Raw genomic sequence first — 19,264 nt, forward strand, 5'->3', positions numbered from 1 at the left:
AGGACACCGCCGCCTACGCTTCTCTTCTCCTCTCAACAATGTCAAAGAGCACCTGCCCCACCAAGGAGACAGAAAAAGAGACTTCCGCAGAACAGACCTTGTTCCCGACCGAAGTCGGGCACAACAGCCCGGTCTCTGAGGAAGTTCTTGGCGCCGTCTGCATCAGCAGCGGCGTCGATGGCCGGTATATAGGCCGAACCCTTTTGGCCTGTCAACGGGCTTTTGAAAGTTTTTTGACGGGTTGATCACCCCATCGCTCACCCCTCGGTCGGGAGGCCCGCCGCACAGGTTTTTCAGCTCCTGCCTCACTGCGGACACAGTAAAGCAGGAAGCAAAGCCGCGGCCGCCCCTTTTCCCGAAGGGTTGGCGGCCCAAGCAAGCTTATCTATTGGCCTGTGCTGTTGCTGTCTCTTGTGCTAGATGGCCTCTGGTGTCTGTGACAGCAACCCACCCGCATCGACACTCGACAGAGATCATGAGTCACCTCCCTCCCGATGACAGCCATGCCAAAGGTGCCCGCAGGGGCATGTCGCATCGGTCATCCGGCATCGATCTCGGACATGAGCCGCCTCTGAACAGCAGCGGCAGCGCAGCCCCAGAGATCGACAAGCGGGAGGTGAACCTGCGTTGGCTGGGTGCCAGCGTCCTCACCGGCGTTACGGGAGCGGCCCTGATCGGGGCCTCGATCTACATCACCCTCGAAGGAGCGGCCATATCGGCCCGCCCCCCTGAACGTGCGGCGGTCGGCGGCCGTAGCGCCTCAGGAAAAGAGGAGGAACGGGCGACGAACATAGCCCGCAAGGCCAACAGGCTGAACATGACGGAGAACACGGTCTCCGCCCGCCAGAGCTTCAAGGCCCCGATGACGATCCGCAACGGCGAGCGCGAGGCGATCAAGGTGCGCCAGTTCGTCCGCGTGGCCACGAACCTGTCCCTGAGCGCCGGCACCTATGCATCCGACATTCCGCCCTTCAACCCCCTGCGCCTGTTCGCGGAGGAGACGGCGGAGCGTGTCGATCCGGCCCCCGAGGTCACCGACGCCGATGTCTCGGTCCTCCGGCGCGACCTCGGCCAGGTCTCCATCGAAGCGAGCGCCCCCTCGCTGACCGACAACGACGTGCTCGCGATCCTGGAGGAGGAGCGCCGGGTCTTCAACGAGGCCGGGCGTCGGACCTCCGTGCCGATCCCTGCCCAGCAGATGCTGTTCAGGACGCTGCGGCAGCCTGAAACCCTGGGGGATGCCCTCGGCTATGCCCGCGTGGTCGATGCTCCCTTCAGCACGATCGAGGTTCGGGTCGTGCCGGAGAATGTGACCGATCTCCCCAAGATCGAGAAGAAGGCCATGCCCCCTCTCATCGAGGAGCGTGACGTCGTTCTCCGGAAGGGAGAAACCGTCGAGACGGTCCTGCGGAGCTATGGGGGGACGCCCGAGCAGATCGTCGCGATCACCTCCGCCCTCTCGGTCCGGATCAAGGTGGAGGGGATGACCGAGGGACAGCGGCTGCGGATTCTCATCGCCCCGGGGCCTCGCCTGGGTGATCCTCGGCAGATCGTGCGCGTGATCGCATTCGGAGAACGGGGCATCGAAGGCATCGCAGCCACCAATGATCGCGGCGTCTTCGTGTCGGTCACCCCTCCGGAGGATCCCTCGACGCGGCAGGTCGCGGAGGAATCCGAGGAAGAGGGAGACGATGATGCACGCGGCGGCGTGCGCCTTTACGAGAGCCTGTACGAGACAGCGCTCAAGAACGATCTCCCGCGACAGACCGTGGATGAGCTGGTCCGCATCTTCGGCTACGACGTCGATTTCCAGCGCAGGGTCTCGCAAGGCGATTCCTTCGAGGTCTTCTTCGGCTCTGATGACGAGAACGGGGCGCCCGAAGTTCTCTACGCCTCCCTGACGGTCGGTGGAGAGCAGCGCCGCGTCTATCGCTACCAAGGCGAGGACGGCGCCATCGATTTCTTCGATGACTCAGGCCGCTCCCTCAAGAAGTTCCTGATCCGCAAGCCTATCGCCGACGGCATTCTGCGGTCGGGCTTCGGCTCGCGCTTCCATCCGATCCTGGGCTATTCGCGCCCTCACACCGGCGTCGATTGGGCCAACAAGGTCGGTACCCCCATCATTGCCGCCGGCAACGGCACGATCATCAAGTCCGAATGGGATTCAGGCTATGGCCGCCGGGTCGAACTGCAGCACACCAACGGCTATGTGACCGCCTATTCCCATATGTCGAGCTTCGCCAAGGGCATCGCCCCCGGTAAAAGGGTGCAGCAGGGCCAGGTCATCGGCTATGTCGGCAATTCCGGCCTCTCCACGGGCCCGCACCTTCACTACGAGGTCATCATCAACGGCAGCTTCGTCGATCCGCTGAAGATCCGCCTTCCCCGCGGACGCGAGCTCGAAGGCCGCGGTCTGGTGGAGTTCAAGCGCCAGCGCGAGCAGGTCGATGAGTTGATGTCCCACAGCGTGGCATCCGCCAGCCTCTCCCAGCGCGCCGAGCTGCGATAAGCCCCAATGCTGGAACTGTTCGCGATCGTCCTGCCGGTCTTCGGCCTGATCGCCATCGGCTATGTCGCGCGCCAGACGGGTTTCGTCTCCGAGCGGGTCGGCGAAGGGCTCTCGGAATTCGTCTTCACCCTCTCACTCCCCTGCCTGATCTTCCGCACCCTTGTCCGCGCCGAGATTCCGGCCGTCCAGCCCTGGGGCTACTGGATCTCCTATTTCGCCGGCGTGGCCGTGGTCTGGCTGCTTGCCACCAGCATCGGCCGGCATTTCTTCGGGATCAAAGGTGTATCCGGCGTCGTTGCCGGGTTCTCGGCCGGCCAGGCGAATACGGTCTTCGTCGGCATCCCGATGATCCTCAAGGCCTATGGCGACGCGGGGGCCGTTCCGCTTTTCCTGCTGATTGCGGTCCACCTGCCCGTCACTATGACCCTGGCGACGATCCTGGCCGAGGGGCGTCAGGCCTCGCCCCTGATGATCCTGCGCCGCCTCCTGACCCATCCCATTGTGGTCGGGATTCTGGCCGGATCGGCCTGCCGGCCGATTGCCTCCTATGTGCCGGCGCCAGCCTGGCAGGTGATGGACCTGCTCGCGAGTGCGGCCGTGCCCTGCGCCCTGATCTCCATGGGCATCGCGCTGCGCCGCTACGGCCTGCAGATGGGCTGGAAGCTGCCGACGGTGATCTCATTCCTCAAGCTCGTGGTGCATCCCCTGGTGGTGCTGCTGCTTGCGACTTACGTCTTCCAGATGCCGCCGGTCTGGGCCGGCGTGGCCGTGCTGTTCGCCTCCTGCCCCTCCGGCATCAACGCCTATCTCTTCGCCGAGCGCTATGGAGAAGGCGTGGCCCTGGCCTCGAGCGCCGTGACGCTCTCGACCTTTCTGGCCCTGGGCAGCACCCTCGTCTGGCTTTACGTGCTGGGTGTGGGCTGAAGCCTAAAAACCCAGGCGCTGCCGGATATCTTGAGGCGCGGCGCCCGCAGCCCGCAGCTCCGCCAAGGATTGCGACTGGCGGCTCTTGGCCAGCTTGTCTCCCTCGGGATCGAGCACGAGGCCGTGGTGATGGTAGAGGGGCGTCGGGAGCCCGAGCAGGGTCTGCAGCAGAACATGGAGATCGGTGGCCGCTTCGAGATCCTGGCCGCGGACCACATGGGTGACGCCCTGGAGGGCATCGTCCACTACGACGGAGAGATGATAGCTCGTCGGCGTGTCCTTGCGCACGATGGCCGCATCGCCCCAGCGCCAGGGATCTGCGGCCACCCTCTCCTCAAGGCCGTCGCGGTCGAACCTGCCATAGCTGTAGGGCCCCGGCCACAGCGTTTGGAGCTCTGCCATGGTGAGCCGCCAGGCATGGGGCTCGCCGGCTGCGATGCGCCGTTCGGCTTCGCCGGCCGGTAGGAGCCGGCAGGTGCCGGGATAGAGCGGGGCGCCGTCCGGATCGCGCGGCCAGGGCTGACCGCCCTCCGCCTCCCGGCAGGCAATCGCAGCGGCGATGTCCTTGCGGGAGCAGAAGCACGGATAGACCGCTCCCCTGCCCTGCAGCCTCCGAAAGGCGGCACGGTACTCGTCAAAATGCTCCGATTGGCGCCGGACGGGCTCTTCCCATCGAAGCCCAAGCCAGGCGAGGTCCTCATAGATCGCCGCCTCGAACGCGGGACGGCAGCGTGTGGTATCAATATCCTCGATGCGAAGAAGGAGGCGCCCGTCAAAGCGCCGGGCGAAATCGGCGTTGAGCAGGGCCGAATAGGCATGCCCCAGATGAAGCCGGCCGTTGGGACTGGGAGCGAATCGGAATACGGGCTTCGTCACGGGAGCCTGGGGATCGGAAGGAACGCGAAGGAATGGTCACCCTCCTCGAAACGGACGCGGTTCTCAAGAGGGGCCTTGCCACCCTGGAGAACGCAGACCCCGTCATGGCGCGGCTTGCCGCCGAGGGCGTGACGCCGCAGCTGCGCAAGCGCCCGCCCGGATTCGAAGGCTTGGCCTGGATCGTGGTGGGCCAGCAGGTCTCGACCGCGAGCGCCGCGGCGATCTGGGGACGCCTGCGGGCGATCCTCGAACCTGCGACCCCGGAGACCTTTCTGCGGCTGCCCGACGAGGATCTGCGGGCTGCCGGCCTCTCGGCCGGGAAGGTTCGGACCCTGCGCAATGCTGCCATGGAGATCCTCGAAGGCCGGCTTCCGCTCGACCAGCTTCATGACCTTCCAGCCGACGAGGCTCATGACCTCCTCACACGGGTGAAAGGGATCGGTCCCTGGACTGCCGATATCTACCTGCTCTTCTGCCTGGGGCATCCGGATGCTTTTCCGAGCGGGGACTTGGCCGTGCAGGAAGCGGCCCGCCTCGCCTATGGGCTGGAGCAAAGGCCGGATGCCAAGGCACTCACGGCGTTGGCCGAGCGCTGGCGGCCCTGGCGGGGCGTCGCCGCGAAGGTGCTGTGGGCCTATTACCGGGTGCTCAAGGCGCGCGAGGGAGCGCCTGCTTGACGGACAGGCCGTTCCGCTCTGCAATTCACCAGCACTCCAACGATTGGAATACGCTCCATGGCCACCATCGCCGGTCCGCGCCTCGCGCCGAAATCCGGGGTCGCGAAGCAGCTCGTGGTCCTTCTCCACGGCCTCGGCGCGGATGGGAACGACCTGATCGAAATCGGGGAGCAATGGCGCGACTGGCTGCCGGATGCCGCCTTCGTCGCCCCGCATGCGCCCGATCCCTGCAGCAACGTGCCCATGGGCCGCGAGTGGTTTCCGCTCACCCTGACGGATCCGCGGGAATTCTGGCGCGGCGTGACCTATGCGGGGCCAGGTCTCGATGCCTTCCTGGATCAGGAGCTGGCCCATCATGAAGTGCCGCCCTCGAAGCTCGCTCTCGTGGGCTTCAGCCAGGGCACCATGATGGCGCTGCATGCGGGCCTGCGCCGGCCGATCCCTCCGGCTGCCATCGTCGGCTATTCGGGGCTTCTGGTGCTGGAGGACGGCGAGGGGCCGGAGAGCCTGATGGCCATGACGCAGACGGCACCGCCGATCCTGCTGATCCATGGCGACCGGGACGATGTGGTTCCGGTCGAGATGTTCTTCTTCTCGAAGGAGGCCCTGGGTGCCGCGGAGATCCCCTGCCAGTGGCACCTCTCGGCGGGGCTGGGCCACGGCATCGATGGGGAGGGCCTTCGGCAGGGCGGCCTCTTTCTGGCTCAGGCCTTCGGCCTCCCCTATCCCGAGAAAGCCTAAGCCCTGGCTGCTGCCAGGGCCGCATGCGCCCCGGTGCGCAGCATGGAGATGTCGCTGCCGATGGCCACCATGTGAAAGCCCCTGGCGGAGAGCTCTGCCGCCCGCGCGCCCGAGACCGCATAGATGGCCGCGATCTTGCCGGCAGCCTTCACCCGGGCGAGCGCGTGATCCAGAGCCTTGTCGACCTCGGCGCTGGTCGGGTCGAGCCCCTTGCCGCCCGCGAGGGCGATCGACAGGTCGGAGGGGCCGATGAAGACCCCGTCGATCCCCGGCACCGCCAGGATGTCGTCGATGATGGCAAGCGCCTCCCGCGTCTCCACCATGGCGAAGGAGACGGCAAGGTCGTTGGCCGTCCGGAGATACTCGCCCGGCTCGAGCCCCGAGAGGGCCAGCGCCCCATAGGCGCCCCAACTCCGCTCGCCCACCGGCGGGAACTTCGTGAAGGCGGCGAGGCGGCGAGCATCCTCGACGGTGTTGATCATGGGCGCGATGATGCCGGATGCGCCCGCATCGAGATAACGCGAGGCGGAGGCGAAGTCTCCCACGGGAATGCGGACCAGGGCCGGCTTTCCGGCCGCTGCGATCAGCGGAACGGCCTGGAGGGAGGCGGCAAAATCGATGGAGCCGTGCTGCGTGTCCAACACCACCGCATCGAAATCCTCTCGGGCCAGGATCCCGGCCACGGACGGATCCGGCAGGCCGCACCAGGCCGTCAGAAGGGGTTTGCCGCCTTTCAGGCGCTCGGGAAACGATGGATGGGTCAGCATGGCGCCCTTTCGGCTGGTTCTTGAAGGTCTCGAGGTGGGACGGAGCGGATAGGGCAGGCTGCTAACGGCCCGCCTTGATCGCCTCGATCGCGCGCCCGGTCAGCTCGGTCAGCTTGGCCTGGAGCTCGGCATCGCCCGTCGATTTCCCGGCGCTCTCGAGATCCTGGCGAACCTTGCGCAGGACGTCCCCATCGCCTGCCTCTTCGAAATCGGCCAGGACGACGCTCTTGGCATAGGCCTCGGCATCCTCCCCGGACTTTCCGAGCCGCTCGGCGACCCAGAGCCCGAACAGCTTGTTGCGGCGAGCGGTCGCCTTGAAGCGCAGATCCTCATCGTGGGCGAACTGCTTCTCGAAGGCGCTTCTCCGGTCGTCGAAAGCGGTCATTTCATCATTCTCCTGAAAGCTCGGGTCTTCATGCGATATAAGGGCGCACTCGCGCCGATGCCAGACGCTCCCCATCTTTAAGATTGGTGCTTTTACCCGGCTGCAATTATGCACCCTTCTCCCCGCGTTGTACTTGCCTGAGGGATCGGATAGGTTGCCCCTGGAGCGGAGCGCCGGCGGAAAAAGCCGCGCCTTCGCCAGCCGCGGATCTAAAAAATGACCATCCCCAGGAGCCACGGCACATGGATTTTCTCAAACCACGGTACACGCCTATGAATCGTCGCCGTCGCATCTATGAGGGCAAGGCGAAGGTCCTCTATGAGGGCCCGGAACCCGGTACGCTCATTCAGCACTTCAAGGATGACGCGACCGCCTTCAATGCCAAGAAGCATGAAGTCATTGACGGCAAGGGCGTGCTGAACAACCGGATCTCGGAATACCTCTTCCAGCATCTGAACGATATCGGCATCCCGACCCACTTCATCCGCCGCCTGAACATGCGCGAGCAGCTGATTCGCGAAGTCGAGATCATTCCGCTCGAGGTTGTCGTGCGAAACGTGGCGGCCGGTTCCCTCGCCACCCGCCTCGGGATCGAGGAGGGCACCCAGCTTCCGCGCTCGATCATCGAATTCTATTACAAAAACGATGCCCTGAACGACCCGATCGTCTCCGAGGAGCACATCACCGCCTTCGGCTGGGCCTCCCCTCAGGAGCTCGACGACATCATGGCGCTGGCCATCCGTGTCAACGACTTCCTGTCCGGCCTTTTCCTCGGCGTCGGTATCCGCCTCGTCGACTTCAAGCTCGAGACAGGCCGTCTCTGGGAGGGTGAGATGATGCGCATCGTCGTCGCCGACGAGATCTCCCCGGATTCCTGCCGCCTATGGGACATCAAGTCCAAGGACAAGCTCGACAAGGACCGGTTCCGCCGCGACATGGGCGGGCTGGTCGAGGCCTATACGGAGGTGGCCCGCCGCCTCGGCATTCTGTCCGAGAACGAGAACCCGGTCACCGGCGGCCCGCGCCTCGTGCAGTAGGGCTTCGCTTTCATGCTGTCGTCCTGAGCCCGGCCCTCGTGCCGGGCTTTTTGTTGTGCCTTGACGGCCCTTCCCTCCCGATCGCAAACCACCTCATCCGGGAATGGTGAGGGAGTAGGAGGGCTCCTCGTTCGAGAGCGTCATCCCGGACGGCCGAGCCGATCCGCGATTGGGTACAGGAAAGAGAGCCTGAACCTCGACCCTGTCATCCCCACGCAGGCGGGGATCCAGAACCGCCGACGGTGACAGACTGGTCGAAGGTCGTGGTTATGGATCCTGGGCTCTGCTGCGCAGCCCCGGGATGATAGCGCTTTCCTGGTCTTGCGATCCCGGATCGGCTGCGCCGTCCGGGATGACGCTGATGGTCGGGTGTCAAAGAGCCAGCGCCTTGGGGCCCGCAGCCTAAGCTGCGAGCCTTGCGGGGAGATCGAGGGTGGCGCGTCGGGCAGCCCGGCTCGATGGTGTGTGGTGAAAGGGAAGAGCCGAACTGCTCGTCACGCGCGGTTTGTTTCAGCGGACCTGGATCAAGCCAGGATCGGCCACCCGCGATCACAGGCGTGCGAGACCTGCGGCGGGACCGCTCCCTGCCCCACTCTTGCGACGCCTCGCGAGCGCGCCCCTCGAGGGCGGGGATGCCCAACGATATAGCCCAGCTTAGGACGATTGTCAAGAACAAAATGAGAACGTACACCCTGCCCTCTCCCCTTTAGCGGGAGAGGGTGGCCCTCGCGTCAGCGAGGGTCGGGAGAGGGGCAGTGCTCGTGCAATCACGCCCCCTCTCCCGGCTCACTTTCGTTCGCCACCCTCCCCCGCACAGGGGGAGGGTTCACGCGCCTCATCCTGCACGCGATCCCGGATCCCCTTCCCAAACTTACGGCCGCCGGGAATGACACCCTCTGTGTTCTGAAACGCTCTCGCCTCAGACAGACTTGCCCAACAATCCCTGGGGTGCCTTGCCGCCGCGTAAGCTGCACTTCGTGCGTCTGGGTGAAGGAATAAGGGCACGAAACCATTCCACTCCCCACCCGTTTCGCGCATAACAGAGCCATGTCTCTCCGCCTGTTGTGTTCCCGCCTTCTCCTCCTGATCCTTGCCCTCTCGTTGAGCAGCTGCGGCTACATCCCCCGGCCCGTGGCCGGGGTGCCGCCCGGCACGCCCTGGGACGCCTTGCCCCTGCGCAAATGGCTGGCGGAGGATCGGGCCGAACCCATCGCTCTGTCCTTCTGCACCCCACCCGAATGCAGCCCCGGCCTTGCCGTCAGCGTGGTCCGGATGACGGGCAAGGATGCGGATGTGACGGAGGCCCTCCTCAAGGATCCGGAGCGTCTTGCCCGAGGGCTCCGCTCGCCGGCAGGCCGCGAGAAGCCGGTGAAGACCCGGATCGCCGTCGAGCGCCTGACAGGCAGCCCGTTTCCGGGTTTCGCCATCGATCTTGCCCCTGCCGACGGCGGCAAGCCCCCGGCCTACGGCGCTGCTTTCGGAAAGCGGGAGGGCGAGACCCTGTCGGTGGTGCTCGTGATCGGCGAAACGCAGGATGCTGTGCGTGAAACAGCCAAGCAGGTTGCTGCCCGTGAATTGGGCTCCTGAAGGCGTTGTCTCTTCCGCCTAATGCCTTTATGGCGTGGGGCACATTTCAAAACAGCCCGAGGCCTCCATGAAAGCGCGTGTCACCGTGACCCTCAAGAACGGCGTTCTCGACCCCCAAGGCAAGGCCATCGAAGGCGCCCTCAAGTCTCTCGGCGTCGAGGGGATTGCCGGCGTGCGCCAGGGCAAGGTCTTCGACATCGAGCTCGGGACTGCTGACAAGGCCCAGGCCGAGGCTGCCCTCAAGGCCGCCTGCGAGAAGCTGCTAGCGAACACCGTCATCGAGAATTATCGCGTCGAATTGACCTGACCGTCATGCCCGGACTTGATCCGGGCATCCACGTTTTTGCCGCGCCTTAAGGCGTGGATGGCCAGGACAAGCCCGGCCATGACGATAGAAGGATGAAATGATGAAATCTGCCGTCATCGTCTTCCCCGGCTCCAATCGCGAAGGCGATGTGCTGCGGGCGCTGAAATCGGCCGGCTCTCAAGCTGAGAAGGTCTGGCATGCCGAGACCGAGCTGCCGAAGGGCACCGACCTCGTGGTCCTTCCCGGCGGCTTCTCCTATGGCGACTACCTGCGCTGCGGGGCGATTGCCGGCCGCGCCACCGTGATGGACGCGGTGCGGGCGCACGCAGCCCGCGGCGGCTTGGTGCTCGGCATCTGCAACGGCTTCCAGATCCTGTGCGAGTCGGGGCTTCTTCCCGGCATCCTGATGCGCAATGCCAACCTCAAATTCATCTGCCACCGGCAGTTCCTGCGGGTCGAGCGCAACGACACCGCCTTCACCAAGGCTTATGCCAAGGGCCAGGCCATCGATGTCTGCGTCGCCCACGGCGAGGGCAACTACACGGCGGACGAGGAGACCCTGAAGCGGCTCGAAGGCGAAGGGCTGGTCGCCTTCCGCTATTCCGATGCGCAGGGCCACATCACGCAGGATGCCAACCGCAACGGCTCCATGAACTCCATCGCGGGCATCTATTCGGACAAGCTCAACGTGCTCGGCATGATGCCCCATCCGGAAAACCTGATCGAGGACCTCGTGGGCGGCACCGACGGACGCGGTCTGTTCGAAAGCCTCGTGTCGAGTTTTGCGCGCGCAGCTTGACCCCTCTCCCGGGTGGGAGAGGGGCAGGGGTGAGGGCATGACGCTGCCTGATAAGGCGCGAAGATCCTGATCCCTCCTCAAGGCGGTCCCGGTGATTTTCATCGTTTCCGCTCACAACCCTCACCCCGCTCGCTTGACGCGAGCGACCCTCTCCCAAACAGGAGAGGGTAAAGAAGGCAAGACACCGATGATCCGCAACGACGTCGCCATCACCCCGGAGCTGGTCAAGGAGCACGGGCTCAAAGCCGATGAATACGAGCGCTTCGTGAAGCTGATCGGCCGCGAGCCGACCATCACCGAGCTCGGCATCGTCTCGGCCATGTGGAACGAGCACTGCTCGTACAAGTCCTCCAAGATTCACCTGCGCGGCCTGCCCACCAGCGCCCCCTGGGTCATCCAGGGCCCGGGCGAGAATGCGGGCGTGATCGACATCGGCGACGGGCTCGCCTGCATCTTCAAGATGGAGAGCCACAACCATCCATCCTTCATCGAGCCCTATCAGGGCGCGGCGACGGGCGTCGGCGGCATCCTGCGCGACGTATTCACCATGGGCGCGCGGCCCATCGCGGCGCTGAACTTCCTGCGCTTCGGCGAGCCGGATCATCCCAAGACCGCCCATCTCGTCTCAGGCGTGGTGGCGGGCATCGGCGGCTACGGCAATTCCTTCGGCGTGCCCACCGTCGGCGGCTCTGTGGGCTTCGACAAACGCTACAACGGCAACATCCTGGTCAACGCCATGGCGGTGGGCCTCGCCCGCACGGACGAGATCTGGTACGCCAAGGCCACCGGCGTCGGAAACCCGATCGTCTATCTCGGCTCCAAGACCGGCCGCGACGGCATCCACGGCGCCACCATGGCCTCGGCGGAGTTCGACGATGCGTCCGAGGAGAAGCGCCCGACCGTGCAGGTGGGCGACCCCTTCGCCGAGAAGCTCCTGCTGGAGGCCTGCCTCGAACTGATGAAGTCCGGCGCCGTCATCGCGATCCAGGACATGGGCGCGGCGGGGCTGACCAGCTCCGCGGTCGAGATGGGCGCCAAGGGCAACCTCGGCATCGAGCTCGACCTCGACAAGGTGCCCTGCCGCGAGGAGGGCATGACGGCTTATGAGATGATGCTGTCCGAGAGCCAGGAGCGCATGCTCATGGTGCTGAAGCCCGGCATGGAGAAGCAAGCGGAAGCCATCTTCCACAAATGGGGCCTCGACTTCGCGGTGATCGGCAAGACCACCGACACCCTGCGCTTCGTCATCAAGCACGAGGGCGAGGTGAAGGCCGACCTGCCGATCAAGGAACTGGGCGACGAGGCCCCGGTCTATGACCGGCCATGGGTGGAAAGTCCCAGGCAGCCCGTCATCTCAGCCGAAAGCGTGAAGGCGCCGATGTCCGAGGCCGAGGCGCTCCTGAAGCTCGTCGGCTCGCCGGACCAATGCTCCAAGCGCTGGGTCTGGGAGCAGTACGATCACCTGATCCTCGGCAACACGGTCCAGACGCCCGGCGGCGACGCGGCCATCGTGCGCGTCGAGGACGGGCCGAAGGGCCTGGCGCTCACCACCGACGTGACGCCGCGCTATTGCGAGGCCGACCCGTTCGAGGGCGGCAAGCAGGCGGTGGCGGAGGCCTGGCGCAACATCACGGCGGTCGGCGGCCTGCCGCTGGCGATTACCGACAACCTGAACTTCGCCAGCCCCGAGCGGCCCGAATCCATGGGCCAGTTCGTGGGCTGCCTGAAAGGCATCGGCGAAGCCTGCAAGGCGCTCGACTTCCCCGTCGTGTCGGGCAACGTCTCCCTCTACAACGAGACCAACGGCCAGGGCATCCTGCCGACGCCCGCCATCGGCGGCGTCGGCCTGATCGACGACGTGACGGTCAACGCCTCCATCGCCTTCAAGAACGAGGGCGAGGCGATCATCCTCATCGGCGCCACCGCAGGCTGGCTCGGCCAGTCCCTCTATCTGCGCGATGTCTGCGGCCGTGAGGACGGCGCTCCGCCGCCGGTCGATCTGGTGCAGGAAAAGCGCAACGGCGAGTTCGTGCGCCAGCTCATCCGCTCCGGACAGGTGACGACGGTCCATGACCTCTCGGACGGCGGCATTGCGCTTGGATTGGCCGAAATGGCCATGGCGGGCGACGTCGGCGCCGAGATCACGGCCATGCCCGAAGGCCTGCCCCTCCATGCCTTCCTCTTCGGCGAGGACCAGGCCCGCTACCTGATCGCCGTCGACGAGGACGTGGCTGCCGACATCCTCTACGAGGCCGGAGCCATCGGCATCCCGGCCGTCACGCTCGGGCTGACCGGGGGCGATGCGTTGATTCTGCCAGGGCAACGGGCCATATCGGTGAAGCAGCTGAAGGCGGCTCACGAATCCTGGCTGCCAGCCTACATGACCGGCAAATCGTGACCGGCAGGTCTTCAAGGAGTTTGATCCATGCCAATGGATGCGCGTGAAATCGAGAGCATGATCAGGGCCGCCCTGCCGGATGCGGTCGTGGAGATCAAGGATCTGGCGGGGGACGGCGACCACTACGCCGCCACCGTCACGTCCTCGGCCTTCAAGGGCAAATCCCGGGTTCAGCAGCACCAGATGGTCTATGCGGCGCTGCAAGGCCGCATGGGCGGCGTGCTGCACGCCCTTGCATTGACGACGCTGGCACCCGACAATTGAGACGTAAACCCGGCGCCTTGACCGCCGGGACCAAGGAGCATTCCATGACCGACGCCCATCAGGTGATCGACACCGAAGTGAAGTCCAACGACGTCGTGCTCTTCATGAAGGGCACGCCGCAATTCCCCATGTGCGGGTTCTCGGGCCAGGTGGTCCAGATCCTCAACTACCTCGGCGTGCCGTACAAGGGCGTCAACGTGCTCGAGGATGAGGGCGTGCGCCAGGGCATCAAGGACTATTCCAACTGGCCGACCATTCCGCAGCTCTATGTGAAGGGCGAGTTCGTCGGCGGCTGCGACATCACCCGCGAGATGTTCCAGGCCGGCGAGCTGCAGCAGCTCTTCGCCGACAAGGGCATCCAGGTCCAGCAGAGCGCCTGATCGCGCCGCTTGCTGGAATCGATCAAGGCGGGGCCGGTGCCCCGCCTTTTCTTTTCGTATTCCCCTCCGGCGCAGGGGGCGTCTTATGTCGCATTCCTCAAACGGCCCCGTTTCCGGCACAATGCCGCTTCGGACTGATCGAAGCCGCCGATAACAAAACACAAGCCGGCGGCCGAAACTTGGGGGCCTTTCATGCTGGAACCGGAGACGAACGTCGTCGCCTTCAAGCCGCGCGCGGCAGTCGTTCATCACCCTAAGAGCCTCATGGAGCGGGTCTACGCCGCCGGCTCCCTGTCCCTGCAGGCCGACGACCGGGCCACCAAGGCGGCGGCCGTAATGCTGCAGGCCCTAGGGTTCCTGGTAATCGAGGAGATCATGGCCGATGGGGCACCGCGCCGGCTCCAGCGCGGCGAGGCGAAGGGAGCCATGGACCGGCCCTGGCGCCTGTCGAAGCCAGCCTTCTCCGGAACCATCGGCGTCCCCGACGGCGAGGCCGTTCCAACCTAACCCTGGCTGCTCTGTTGGTGCTTGGCCGACCTGGGTGTAGGCTGTCCAGGTTGATCCGCACGCAGCGTCGAGCCGCGATTCAGGTCTGCTGCCTGCCGATCCGCACGCCATACGACCTGGAAGGGGACCTGTGAATGTCGCCCGCCCAATCCCGAATCTGCAAGGGCTGCTGGCAGCAATTGCGGATTCCCGTGCCCCTGCGCGGCCCGGCCTCCGTGCCGTTTCGCGCCTTCGGCATCCGCCCGAGCCGGATGAACCCGAACACCTGCACGGTCTGCGAGCTCATGTTCACGCGCATCATGAAGGCCCGCAAGATCCCGGTCGACGTCTCCATCCTGTTTGCCGACCTCAGGGGCTATACGGCCCTGTCGCAGTCGCTCCCGCCCGACGCGGTCTCGTCCCTGCTCGATGCCTTCTACGACGAATGTGCGCAGGCCATCTGGGACTACGACGGCCTTCTCAACAAGACCATCGGCGATTCCGTCATGGCCATCTTCAACTTCCCGATCCGGCAGCCCAATCATGCCGAGCAGGCCGTGCGGGCGGCCCGCGAGATCCAGCGCCGCTGCGAGGCTCGTCGCAAGACCCTCCTGGCTGAGAACAGGGGCCTTGAAGGGCGTGAACTCGGAGTCGGGATCGGCATCGACTCAGGGACCGCCAGCTTCGGGGAGTTCGGCCGGGCGCATCGTGACCTGACCGCCATCGGACCGGTGGTGAACACCGCCGCCCGCGCGCAGGCCGCGGCCGGAACGGGCGAGATCCTGGTCACCCGGAATGTTTACGAACGGGCCGGGCGCGACCTGGTCAGGGGAGAAGGGCGGGAGTACCAGCTGAAGGGCTTCGAGGCTCCGGTGCAGCTCTACGCCGCCTGAGCCCGGCCCTCCCGCCGCTCAAGGACGGTTCAAGGCCGCTTTCATGAACGCCAGCGCATCGGTCGAAGCCCACTCGGCCGGCCCTTTGAGCAGCGCGATCTCGCAGCCTGCCGCGTCGACCACGAAGGTGGTGGGCAGGCCGACCACATGGCCCGATTTCTGCAGGACCTGCAGCAGCTTGCCCTCCGGATCGGCATGGTAGGCGAGATTCGTGATGCCATTCTCCTTGAGCCAGGCCTTCGGCTTCTCGCGGTTGCGGGTGTCCACGTTGATGGCGACCACCTGGAAGTCGGGCCCGCCCAGATCTGCCTGCAACTTGTCCAGCGCCGGCATCTCCTCCCGGCACGGCACGCACCAGGTCGCCCAGAGATTGACCAGGATGGTCTTGCCCTTGAAGTCGGCAAGGCCCATTGCCTGGCCCTCGGGGCCTGTGAAGGCGATCACTGGAGGCGGCTTGGGAGCGTTGCTCACGCCGACGGCGGCCACCTCGCCCTTGGCCAGCGGCTTCAGGCGGTCAGTCGTTGCCTGTGAAGCCCGGCACTCGGCCGGGCCGGAGGCTACGAGGCCGCGGGGTACAAGGCCATACCAAGCGACGCCGGCACCAACAATAGCGAGGGTGGCAAGGCCCGCCAGCCAGAGGCGGCTGCGGGCTGACGGAGATTGTTGTGTCGTCGACATAGCATGGATGTGACGCCTTTCACGATGAACCTCAAGCCCCGAGACCTGCTTGAGCTCGCTCCTAGGCTTCACGATGCAGTAAGCGTCGTACATCCCATAAAAAAGTCCTGGCGGTAAGACCGCCAGGACCTCGCTCCCATCATCCAGATTAGATGATGAGAAAATCCTTCGCTGTCAGATTGACGTTGTTGAAGTCGGCGATCTTGATCGCAGCGCCTTGGCCGGAGCCGTCGGCATCGTAGAACAGGTCATCCGTGGCGCGGTTGAAGATGAGATAATCGTTCGAGTCGAGCGCCCGGTCTCCAATGCGGAAAAACGCGGTGCTCAGCTTTCCCGGACTGTCTTCGGTGCCTCTCCCGAGTTTCCGGAAAATGGCATTGTCGAGCATGACGGTGTCGTCCCGAACGCTGAAGTCGAGAATGCGATCGACAGTGGTGCGCGTCGGACGATCATCGATCTTGAAGAAGTCCTTGCCCAAGCCACCACGCAGGTCGTCGCGCCCGCGCCCGCCATCGAGTACATCGTTGCCGCCAAACCCGAGAAGCACGTCGCGACCATTGCCGCCAACGATCGTATTGGCGAACTCGGAGCCGCCGAGCCGAAGAGCCGAGTTGGTGCCTGCGAGCAGGAACTCGACCTCGGCATTGGCGGCAAGCGAGAAGTTGGAGGTGACGCGAACCGTGTCAACGCCACCGCCAATGGCTTCCGTGACGACATCGAACGCGCTGTCGACAATGTAGGTGTCATTGCCGAGGCCGCCCGTCATGCTGTCGGCCCCAGCACCGCCGTTGAGGACGTTGGCGCCGCTGTTGCCCGTCAGCACGTTGGCCACAGCATTGCCCGTGAGATTGACGGTTCCCGCACCGCCGGCCCGCATGTTCTCGAGTCCGGTTGCGAGGGTGTAGTCCGACAGGAAGGACACGACCGTGTCGATGCCGTCGCTGTCGGTGATCACGTCACCAATGTTGTCGATGACATAAGTATCGTCGTTGGCGCCTCCATTCAGGCGATCCGCGCCGACGCCGCCGTCAAGCGTGTCATTGCCCGCGCCGCCGACAAGCTCGTTGATGCCAGCGTTGCCGGTCAGGCTGTTGCTGCCCGCATTACCGGTTGCATTGATTGCTGCGGTGCCGGTCAGGACGACGTTCTCAAGGTTGGCTTGCGCCGCGAGAGAGTACGTGATCGAAGCATTGACAGTGTCGACACCTCCGCCGGCGAGTTCTGTAATCTCATCATCGATGCTGTCCACCACGTAGGTATCGTTACCAGCGCCGCCCGTCATCTCGTCGTTGCCGGTGCCTCCGTCGAGCAGGTCGTTGCCTTCACCGCCCAATAGATTGTCGTCATCGGCACCGCCGAGCAGGAAATCGTCGCCGCCTGCACCGTCGAGGACATTGGCGCCCGCATTCCCCGTCAGGGTGTTGGCAAGGGCGTTGCCGGTTCCGTTAATGGCAGCAATGCCAATCAAGGTGAGATTCTCGGCGAACGCAGCCGTTCCCGTCAGGGAAAAAGTCACGCTGGAGCGAACCGTGTCAATGCCACCGTTTTCCAGCTCGGTGACGACATCGCCGACATCATCGACAACGTAGGTGTCATTGCCAGCGCCGCCATTCAGGGCATCGGCTCCACCGCCGCCATTCAGGATGTTGTCGAATGCATTGCCTGTAATCGTATTGGCGTCATCATTCCCGAGAACATTGAACGCACCATCGGCTTCTGCAAGGGTGAAGGTTGTCTCACCATCTTCCAGAATTACGAGACGAAATTCGTCATAACGAACTGGCATGTTGGTTCCTCCTAGGCCCCCAATGTGAGCCTCCTGAAAGGTGCCCTAAATGATGTATTATTTCTTTCAAGATCTAACGTAACGTCACTTATTCTGAGATGTTCCATCGTTCATATAATCGTCGATAATTTGAAATTTTATTTCAAAGGCGAGCGATACCTAATCTGTGCACATGAGCTTTGCCTCTCGCATCTGAAACCGCTTCCCGCTATGGTGCGGCCACGTTTCGGAGCCTCTCGATGTCGTCCAGCCTGTCTTTTCCCCGCATAGTTCTGGTGGCGGGTCTTCTTGCCTTGAGTCTCTCCGCCTGTGGCCGCCGTGGCGCGCTCGAGCCGCCGCCGAGCGCCTCGGCGCAGGCCCAGGCGCAGCAGGAGAGCACGGTTGGCGCGTCCACCCTGCCCTCTCCTGTCGGCACGCCCCGCTCCGCGCCGCGCCAGGGCTACACGATCCCGAACAAGCCCTTCATTCTCGATCCGCTGCTTTAGGCCATTTCGATGCATCACTTTGCCTATCGTGAAGGCGTCCTCCACGCGGAGGGCGTCGATCTGCGCCGCCTCGCGGACGAGGTCGGAACCCCGTTCTATTGCTACTCCTCCGCCACGCTGGAGCGGCATTACCGGGTTTTCGCCGAGGCCTTCGCCGATACGGACGCCCTCGTCTGCTACGCCATGAAGGCGAATTCCAACCAGGCCGTGCTCAGGACCCTGGGCCGCCTGGGTGCCGGCATGGATATCGTCTCCGAGGGCGAGCTGCGCCGGGCGCATAGCGCTGGCGTTCCGGGGGAGCGGATCGTGTTCTCCGGGGTCGGCAAGACGAGGTCCGAGATGGCCTTCGCGCTGGACAGCGGCATCCTGTGCTTCAACGTGGAATCGGAGCCCGAGCTCGAGGCGCTCTCCGAGGTCGCATTGTCCAAGGGCGTGCGGGCACCGGTCTCGGTCCGCATCAACCCGGATGTGGACGCCAAGACCCATGCCAAGATCTCGACCGGCAAGTCCGAGAACAAGTTCGGCATCCCCATCGCCCGCGCCCGCGAGGTCTATGCGCGGGCGGCGGCGCTGAAGGGGATCGAGGTGACCGGCGTCGACATGCATATCGGCAGCCAGATCACGGATCTTCAGCCCTTCGACAATGCCACCGCGCTCCTGGCCGAGCTCGCCCGCGACCTCATGGCCGACGGGCACAGGCTGCATCACATCGATCTCGGCGGCGGTCTCGGCGTGCCCTACCGCGAGGACAACGAGCCCCCGCCCGACCCGCAGGCCTACGCCGCCATCATCAAGAGCCACACCAAGGATCTCGGCCTCAAACTCGTGTTCGAGATGGGCCGCATGATAGCCGGTAATGCGGGCGTGCTGATCGCCCGGGTGATTTACGTGAAGCAGGGCGCCGACAAGCCTTTCGTGATCGTCGACGCGGCCATGAACGACCTCATCCGCCCGACGCTCTACGAGGCTCACCACGACATCAAGCCGGTGCGGGAGGCTTCGCCCGACACGCCGCGCATCGTTGCCGACGTGGTCGGTCCCGTCTGCGAAACCGGCGACTATCTCGCGCTGTCCCGCGACATGCCCGCCGTGAAGGCCGGCGACCTCATCGCCATCATGACCGCCGGGGCTTACGGGGCCGTTCAGGCCAACACCTACAACACGCGCCTGCTGGTGCCCGAGGTGCTTGTGCGCGGCGACGACCACGCCGTGGTTCGCCCCCGCCCGACCTATGAGGACCTCATCGGCTTGGATCGGGTTCCCGGCTGGCTGGGCTGAGCCGATC

General features: G+C 64.8%; 21 protein-coding genes. 16 read left to right on the plus strand and 5 right to left on the minus strand.

Going from position 1 to position 19,264, the window contains the following annotated elements:
• From ILT44_RS19985 to ILT44_RS19995, 3 genes are all read left to right on the plus strand, one after another.
• Positions 1-245: hypothetical protein (locus tag ILT44_RS19985; RefSeq protein WP_204241378.1), on the plus strand; the 245-nt coding region annotated here is incomplete at its 5' end.
• 230 nt (positions 246-475) lie between these two features.
• The gene (locus tag ILT44_RS19990; RefSeq protein ID WP_204241379.1) at positions 476-2,509 is read left to right on the plus strand and encodes a M23 family metallopeptidase; all 2,034 of its coding nucleotides are present in this window, start codon (positions 476-478) and stop codon (positions 2,507-2,509) included.
• Positions 2,510-2,515: 6 nt separating this feature from the next.
• A complete protein-coding gene (locus ILT44_RS19995) occupies positions 2,516-3,433 on the plus strand; it encodes an AEC family transporter (protein ID WP_204241380.1) in 918 nt (305 codons plus the stop codon).
• Positions 3,434-3,436: 3 nt separating this feature from the next.
• Here ILT44_RS19995 and gluQRS read toward each other — a convergent pair whose 3' ends face one another.
• Positions 3,437-4,309: a tRNA glutamyl-Q(34) synthetase GluQRS gene (gene gluQRS / locus ILT44_RS20000; RefSeq protein ID WP_204241381.1), complete on the minus strand. Its 873-nt coding sequence runs from the start codon at positions 4,307-4,309 to the stop codon at positions 3,437-3,439.
• A 32-nt stretch (positions 4,310-4,341) separates the two neighbouring features.
• On the opposite strand from gluQRS, the gene ILT44_RS20005 reads away from it, so the two are divergent.
• Together ILT44_RS20005 and ILT44_RS20010 are read left to right on the plus strand one after the other, a co-directional pair.
• Positions 4,342-4,986 carry a DNA-3-methyladenine glycosylase family protein gene (locus tag ILT44_RS20005; RefSeq protein ID WP_204241382.1) on the plus strand — a complete coding sequence of 215 codons (645 nt, stop codon included), beginning with the start codon at positions 4,342-4,344 and terminating at the stop codon, positions 4,984-4,986.
• A gap of 57 nt (positions 4,987-5,043) precedes the next feature.
• Complete coding sequence (locus ILT44_RS20010) at positions 5,044-5,727, plus strand: alpha/beta hydrolase (RefSeq protein WP_204241383.1); 684 nt, start codon at positions 5,044-5,046, stop codon at positions 5,725-5,727.
• Here ILT44_RS20010 and ILT44_RS20015 read toward each other — a convergent pair.
• Both ILT44_RS20015 and ILT44_RS20020 read right to left on the minus strand, forming a co-directional pair.
• On the minus strand, positions 5,724-6,494 hold the full coding sequence (locus tag ILT44_RS20015; protein WP_204241384.1) for an HpcH/HpaI aldolase family protein: 771 nt from the start codon (positions 6,492-6,494) through the stop codon (positions 5,724-5,726). The two genes, ILT44_RS20010 and ILT44_RS20015, sit on opposite strands and share 4 nt — an antisense overlap.
• Positions 6,495-6,555: 61 nt before the next feature.
• Positions 6,556-6,879 (minus strand): DUF1476 domain-containing protein, encoded by a 324-nt coding sequence (locus tag ILT44_RS20020; RefSeq protein ID WP_204241385.1) that lies wholly within the window; start codon positions 6,877-6,879, stop codon positions 6,556-6,558.
• Between the two features lie 242 nt (positions 6,880-7,121).
• Here ILT44_RS20020 and purC point away from each other — a divergent pair, with 242 nt between their 5' ends.
• The 9 genes from purC (at position 7,122) to ILT44_RS20065 (ending at position 15,030) form a co-directional block, all read left to right on the plus strand.
• Positions 7,122-7,916, plus strand: coding sequence for a phosphoribosylaminoimidazolesuccinocarboxamide synthase (gene purC / locus ILT44_RS20025; protein ID WP_239468396.1), 795 nt, complete (start codon positions 7,122-7,124; stop codon positions 7,914-7,916).
• Between the two features lie 1,047 nt (positions 7,917-8,963).
• A complete protein-coding gene (locus ILT44_RS20030; protein ID WP_204241386.1) occupies positions 8,964-9,503 on the plus strand; it encodes a hypothetical protein in 540 nt (179 codons plus the stop codon).
• A gap of 67 nt (positions 9,504-9,570) precedes the next feature.
• A complete protein-coding gene (gene purS, locus ILT44_RS20035; protein WP_204241387.1) occupies positions 9,571-9,810 on the plus strand; it encodes a phosphoribosylformylglycinamidine synthase subunit PurS in 240 nt (79 codons plus the stop codon).
• A 100-nt stretch (positions 9,811-9,910) separates the two neighbouring features.
• Positions 9,911-10,609, plus strand: a complete 699-nt coding sequence (gene purQ, locus ILT44_RS20040) for a phosphoribosylformylglycinamidine synthase subunit PurQ (protein ID WP_204241431.1) — start codon at positions 9,911-9,913, stop codon at positions 10,607-10,609.
• 187 nt (positions 10,610-10,796) lie between these two features.
• Entirely contained in the window at positions 10,797-13,007 is a 2,211-nt protein-coding gene (gene purL, locus ILT44_RS20045; protein WP_204241388.1) for a phosphoribosylformylglycinamidine synthase subunit PurL, read from the plus strand.
• A gap of 27 nt (positions 13,008-13,034) precedes the next feature.
• Positions 13,035-13,271 carry a BolA family protein gene (locus ILT44_RS20050; protein WP_204241389.1) on the plus strand — a complete coding sequence of 79 codons (237 nt, stop codon included), beginning with the start codon at positions 13,035-13,037 and terminating at the stop codon, positions 13,269-13,271.
• 44 nt (positions 13,272-13,315) lie between these two features.
• On the plus strand, positions 13,316-13,651 hold the full coding sequence (gene grxD / locus ILT44_RS20055; protein ID WP_204241390.1) for a Grx4 family monothiol glutaredoxin: 336 nt from the start codon (positions 13,316-13,318) through the stop codon (positions 13,649-13,651).
• 192 nt (positions 13,652-13,843) lie between these two features.
• Positions 13,844-14,158: a hypothetical protein gene (locus ILT44_RS20060; protein ID WP_204241391.1), complete on the plus strand. Its 315-nt coding sequence runs from the start codon at positions 13,844-13,846 to the stop codon at positions 14,156-14,158.
• 134 nt (positions 14,159-14,292) lie between these two features.
• Positions 14,293-15,030, plus strand: coding sequence for an adenylate/guanylate cyclase domain-containing protein (locus ILT44_RS20065; RefSeq protein ID WP_204241392.1), 738 nt, complete (start codon positions 14,293-14,295; stop codon positions 15,028-15,030).
• Positions 15,031-15,048: 18 nt separating this feature from the next.
• Here the strand turns inward: ILT44_RS20065 and tlpA are convergent, their stop codons facing one another.
• Entirely contained in the window at positions 15,049-15,708 is a 660-nt protein-coding gene (gene tlpA, locus ILT44_RS20070; protein WP_204241432.1) for a thiol:disulfide interchange protein TlpA, read from the minus strand.
• Positions 15,709-15,856: 148 nt separating this feature from the next.
• On the minus strand, positions 15,857-17,494 hold the full coding sequence (locus tag ILT44_RS20075) for a calcium-binding protein (RefSeq protein WP_204241393.1): 1,638 nt from the start codon (positions 17,492-17,494) through the stop codon (positions 15,857-15,859).
• 239 nt (positions 17,495-17,733) lie between these two features.
• Between ILT44_RS20075 and lptM the strand changes: the two genes are divergently transcribed.
• Together lptM and lysA are read left to right on the plus strand one after the other, a co-directional pair.
• On the plus strand, positions 17,734-17,979 hold the full coding sequence (gene lptM / locus ILT44_RS20080) for an LPS translocon maturation chaperone LptM (RefSeq protein WP_204241394.1): 246 nt from the start codon (positions 17,734-17,736) through the stop codon (positions 17,977-17,979).
• 9 nt (positions 17,980-17,988) lie between these two features.
• The gene (gene lysA, locus ILT44_RS20085) at positions 17,989-19,257 is read left to right on the plus strand and encodes a diaminopimelate decarboxylase (protein ID WP_204241395.1); all 1,269 of its coding nucleotides are present in this window, start codon (positions 17,989-17,991) and stop codon (positions 19,255-19,257) included.
• Positions 19,258-19,264: the final 7 nt, after the last annotated feature.

It is taken from the genome of Microvirga arvi (genome assembly GCF_016892765.1).
GTDB classification, from domain to species: Bacteria; Pseudomonadota; Alphaproteobacteria; order Rhizobiales; family Beijerinckiaceae; genus Microvirga; species Microvirga arvi.